Origin of the sequence: Synechococcus sp. R55.2, from assembly GCF_047462075.1 — a bacterium.
Classification (GTDB): domain Bacteria; phylum Cyanobacteriota; class Cyanobacteriia; order Thermostichales; family Thermostichaceae; genus Thermostichus.
Genome location: NZ_JANSIH010000251.1, coordinates 1 through 4852 on the forward strand (window position 1 = coordinate 1; position 4852 = coordinate 4852).

The window sequence follows — 4852 nt, forward strand, 5'->3', positions numbered from 1 at the left end:
AGATGTGTATAAGAGAAACGAAAAAACCACCCCCCCAGCCCGACCCACGGCAGCCAGGCTAGGAGGGGGATCGCCAAGAAAAGCAGCAGACGCAGCAGAAATGGACAAGCCCTCAGCTTGGAGATCGGCAGGCCCATCCAACCCGCCCCGCCTAGCGTTCCGGCTCAATGGAGCTGGTCAGGCCGTGCTGACGCAACTGCTCACAGTAAAACTCCGCGTGCTCCCGCGGCACCACGATCACCACAGCAACACCGTTGTTGTGGGCCTCTAGCATGATCTCAGTGGCTTGCGGCGGCATCATCGCCGGGATCACCTTCACCAGCACCTGCACCACGTACTCCATGGTGTTGACATCGTCGTTGTGCAGCAACACCCGGTACATGGGCATGTGCTTTGGGGTTACAGAAGGCTTGACCAGGGTCTCTGTAGCCACAACGATCCCTCCTTCGGCAGGGTCAAAAGAAGTCTAAGGAACGCAAAACCGCAAAAATGGGGCAAAAGCAGGAAAAACTGTAATGAAATTTTAGCCTTCTCAGCAAGCTCTGTGAAAAGGCCGTGGGGAACCTGGGCGCAGGGGTCAGAGCCGTTAAACCAACCCTAACCCAGCCTTCACCTGCCCACAACCTCAGCTTGGGGGCAAAAGTGCTTGACTAAAAAGGCGATTGGCCTTTGTTGCGGATCCCTTTACATTTGCCTGCGTCCCTGAGGTGGGCCCTATGAGTTCCCTGCGTTCCCGTCGCTTTTTCCTGCAGTTGCTGATGTTTGGGGGTGGGGCAGCTGCCCTGGCTGCCTGTGGGGGCACCTCCAGTTCCTCCATTCCCCCCCTGGGAGAGCCCGGGTTCCCTCAAGGGGTATTTGCCGGGGATCCCACCGCAGAAGGGGCGGTGCTTTCCACGCGGGTGATCCCGGCCAGTGCAACAGACACGGTTGCGGTGACGTTGCAGGTGGCTGAGAATTCCGAGTTCAACCCCATTTCGCAACAAGTTTCGCTTACTGCTCGCCGTGTGGCGGGCCGCAACTACCGCACTGAGCCAGGCGACTACATTGCTCGTGCCGTCGTCACCGGCTTGAGGCCAGCGCAGCGCTACTTCTACCGGTTTGTCAGCGAGGGGTTTACCAGCCCTGTAGGCCAGTTTCGCACCCTGCCAGCTCCTGGGGATGGACGACCCATTCGCTTCTTACACATCAGTTGTGCCAACGAGCCTCCCTTTCCTATTGGGGCAGCCATGCTGGCAGAAGTCAGCCGCGGCGATATCGATTTCATCTCCTTTAACGGCGACACTGTCTACGCCGATCGCTTCTGGCTGGGGCTGGATCCCATCGGCAATCTGGAGTTCTACCGCAGCCTCTATCGGGATCAGCGGGATCCCAACTATGCCGGGCGGGAGTTCGCGCAACTGTTTGGCCGGACTTCCTTTGTTGTCAACTGGGACGATCACGAGGTGATTGACAACTACAGTGGCCAGAAGGCCCGCGGTGGCCGGGCCACTCAGCTCAACGACACCACCGGGCAAACCCGCGATGTGGAAGATCTCAAGGTGCTCGGCTACCAAGCCTTTTTTGAATACAACCCCATTACCCCCAACCTGACAGATGTGGCCGGTGTGGATAGCCGGGATCGGCTGTTTCGCAGCTTCCGCTACGGGGCCAATGCCGAAGTCTTTATCCTGGATCTGCGCCAGTACCGGGATTTGGCGGCGGTCACCCCCATTTTGCCCATTTTGCCCCCCGGCCTGACCCGTCAGCGTTTTTTGGAGCTGGCCGGCATTCGCCTCACGCCCGAACAAGAGACCCTCTTCTTTGGCCCGCCGGGATCCGAACAAGCCCTGTTTAACCTGCTGCGCCGCACGCCCCGTACCCTCTTGGGCAATCCGCAGAAGCAGTGGCTGTTCAACGGCCTGCGCAACTCCACCGCCACCTACAAGTTCATCGTCAGCGAGTTTCCCATCACGGTGACCTACTTCCGCTCCAACGATGTTTGGGAAGGCTACTGGCTGGAGCGGCAGGAAGTCATTGACTTTATCGAGAGCAACAACATCCGCAACGTGGTGTTCTTGACCGGCAACAACCATGCCGGCTTCATCGGCCAGGTCAACCCCGGCAGCAGCAACCCCATCTGGGAAGTGTGGACTGGCCCCACCGGGCGGAGCGTTACGGCCCTCAGCATTGACGAGCTGGGCAATCAACTGGGGATCCCCAATGCCAGCCGCCTGTATTACCGGATTGTGAACGGCTTTTTGGCACCGGTGAACCCGGCCAATCCCCAGGTGAGCGGGATCCCAGGGGTAACGACGGGCAACTTGCGCTTTTTGGAGCTGGCGGTGCCCAACTACAACGTTATTGAAGTGTCCGGCAGCCGCTGCACCATTCAAATCAAAGGCCCTACCGGCAGTGTTTTGACGGATCCCTTAGGGCGAAGGGGGGAACTGAATTTGCCGCAATGAGAAGTCGGCCAGACCGATGCGGGAGCTTCGCCGGATTTCTGGTCAGAATTGAGGGATCCCTGCTCTACTCGTGATCCCTTTTTTTGTAACTCTTTTTCGCGATTTTCAGCATGAGATTCTTAAGATCCTTAACGTGATCTGAATCATTCGGGAGAAACGGATCTGGGTGCTAGAGTGTGGGCGTTGAGGTGGATCCCTGTAGAAAATCTATCTCCGTTTTTCAGTAGGAGGGCAGTCTTATGGCTTCGGTGCGGGGCTGGTTGGTGGCAAGCTTAATAGGAGCGGCCACAGTTATCGGGGGCGCTGCCGCCTGGGCTCAGAGCCGTAGTTTGTGGCTTCTTAATGGACAATCGACCGTAGTTACAGGCTATTTCTACCGAGGTGAAAACATCTGGGCGCAGTGCGACCAGGATTGCTTCGATGTGGATCTGGTGCTTTACGATGCCAGCGGTCAGGTGGTGGCTGCAGACGAACTGTTGGACGATTTCCCCATCGTGCAGGCGCCCTACGAGGGCAACTTTTCTGTCAAGGTGATCATGGCTAGCTGTCTCCACCCCAGTGGTTGTGCTGTGATCGTAGATTCGGACTACAGCTTCTGAGGGGTGCTGGCTGGCCTCACTTCGTCGCCACTGCTTGGGAAACCGATTCAGTAGCCTAGGCTGCTTTATGAGCAGCTTCCTGGACTTTGGCATGGGTAAACTTGCTCAGCCCGTGGATGGTCTTTTCCCAGTAGAAGGGCTTGGTAAAGAGCTGCCACAGAGCCATGTAAGCTGCCATAGAGTGCAGTTGCCAGTAGATGGGGTTGAGCAGGGCATAGAAGGCCAGATCGTAGTACCCTCGCCGGAAAACGGCCACCAAGTTGAGGTAAATCCCAATGGCGTTGCCCACCAGGAGGTTAAACAAGCCCAGATAAACCAGCCAACTGGGAAATAGGTTTTGCAGCCAATGGGCGCGGGTGAGCAGCCAGTAAATAAACAGCAGCCACATGATGGGGCTGGTGAGAAAGGTAAAGAAGCTGCCGCCAATAAAAAACTGGTAAGACAGCCAGTTCTTCAGGCCCAGCTTGCGCAACGAGCGCAGGGGGTTGCGGTTGTGCACCAGCCAAGTTTGCATGTAGCCCTTGATCCAGCGGGAGCGCTGCCGGATCCAGTTTTTAACAGCGCAGTTGGCCTCTTCATAAGTGGTGGAGTTGATCACCCCCACCGTATAGCCGTGCTGGCTGGCGCGGATGCCTAGATCTGCGTCTTCGGTGACGTTAAAGGGATCCCATCCCTGCAGCTCCCGCAGGCGGTCAGTGCGAAAGTGGTTGCTGGTGCCGCCCAGGGGGATGGGCATTCTGAGAGTTTCCAAACCCGGCAGAAGGTAATCAAACCAATAGGAATACTCCAGGGTGAACATGCGGGTGAGGAAGTTCTCGTTGCGGTTGAAGTAGTTGAGGGCAGCCTGGACGCAAACCAAGCTGGGATCCCCTTTCTGGAAGGCGATGACTGCTTTTTTGAGTTGATCTGGGTCAGGAATATCTTCAGCGTCGTAGATGGTGAGATATTCGCCACGGGCAAAGGCCAGGCCGTAGTTGCAGGCTTTGGGTTTGGTCTTGGGCTTGCTATCCGGTACCAGCAGCAGGCGCACGTAGCGGGGGGGCTTGGCAGCTCGAGCTGCCTCAATGGTGTCTCGGTCGTTTTCCTCCAACAGAATAAGCACATCCAACCGCTCGTGGGGGTAATCCAGCTTAGAGAGAGACTTGATCAAAATTGGCATCACTTCCGGTTCTTTGTAGACCGGCACCAGGATGGTATAGATAGGCAAGTCGCGATCATCCAAAGCGGCCACTTCTTCATCGGTAATCTGGTGGAAGCGATCGGCGGATCCCACTAGGCTGAGCAGCAGTTTGAACAGGATCGAAGCGACGTAAAAAAGATTGATCAGCAGCACCAAAATGGTTAGAGTCGCCCAGGGAGCAGTGGCCAATCCCCAGAGCAACAGCAGCAGCAGGCCGTAGCCCACCGCAATCTGAGAGGGGGTAAACACCCGCGAGGCCGATTCTTCTGGCAGGCGGGCCATGAGCTTGTACACAGCTTCTTGGCTCAGCTTAGGTCCTTGATCCTGGCTGAGAAGCTGCGTGATATCCTGCTCGGTGCCCAGAACTTTTTCAATACGCAAGCCTGGCCGCCAAGCGTAGAGGATCTCATCCACCTCCCAGTCCAGGGGGTCATTCACCATCACCATCAGAGCATTTTCATCTGCCCAGGCTAGGGGGTAGAACAGGTGGCGCATCATCAGCTCAGGATCAAACTGTTGGCTCAGATTCTCCTCCCGATGAAGCAGCCCCGTTCCCATCAGTTGCGAGACCGTTGGGTAGCCCAGCAAATGGGCTAGGATGCTGAGATACTCGGGGGTGGAGAGGTAGC

Annotated in this window: 4 protein-coding genes; 2 read left to right on the forward strand and 2 right to left on the reverse strand. The window is 56.8% G+C overall.

Going from position 1 to position 4852, the window contains the following annotated elements; all coding sequences use genetic code 11:
- Positions 1 to 151 precede the first annotated feature (151 nt).
- Complete coding sequence (clpS, locus tag NW838_RS08485) at positions 152 to 433, reverse strand: ATP-dependent Clp protease adapter ClpS (protein WP_099812808.1); 282 nt, start codon at positions 431 to 433, stop codon at positions 152 to 154.
- Between the two features lie 283 nt (positions 434 to 716).
- On the opposite strand from clpS, the gene NW838_RS08490 reads away from it, so the two are divergent.
- Together NW838_RS08490 and NW838_RS08495 are read left to right on the forward strand one after the other, a co-directional pair.
- Positions 717 to 2444, forward strand: a complete 1728-nt coding sequence (locus NW838_RS08490) for an alkaline phosphatase D family protein (protein WP_414427858.1) — start codon at positions 717 to 719, stop codon at positions 2442 to 2444.
- A gap of 239 nt (positions 2445 to 2683) precedes the next feature.
- Positions 2684 to 3043, forward strand: a complete 360-nt coding sequence (locus tag NW838_RS08495) for a hypothetical protein (RefSeq protein ID WP_099812809.1) — start codon at positions 2684 to 2686, stop codon at positions 3041 to 3043.
- Positions 3044 to 3098: 55 nt separating this feature from the next.
- Here NW838_RS08495 and NW838_RS08500 read toward each other — a convergent pair.
- A partial coding sequence (locus NW838_RS08500; RefSeq protein WP_414427859.1) for a glycosyltransferase family 2 protein occupies positions 3099 to 4852 on the reverse strand: 1754 nt, incomplete at its 5' end.

What these genes read in the sequence shown, in the direction of transcription:
- NW838_RS08490 (WP_414427858.1), top strand. Translation starts at nt 717, where the DNA reads ATGAGTTCCCTGCGTTCCCGTCGCTTTTTCCTGCAGTTGCTGATGTTT.
- NW838_RS08495 (WP_099812809.1), top strand. Translation starts at nt 2,684, where the DNA reads ATGGCTTCGGTGCGGGGCTGGTTGGTGGCAAGCTTAATAGGAGCGGCC.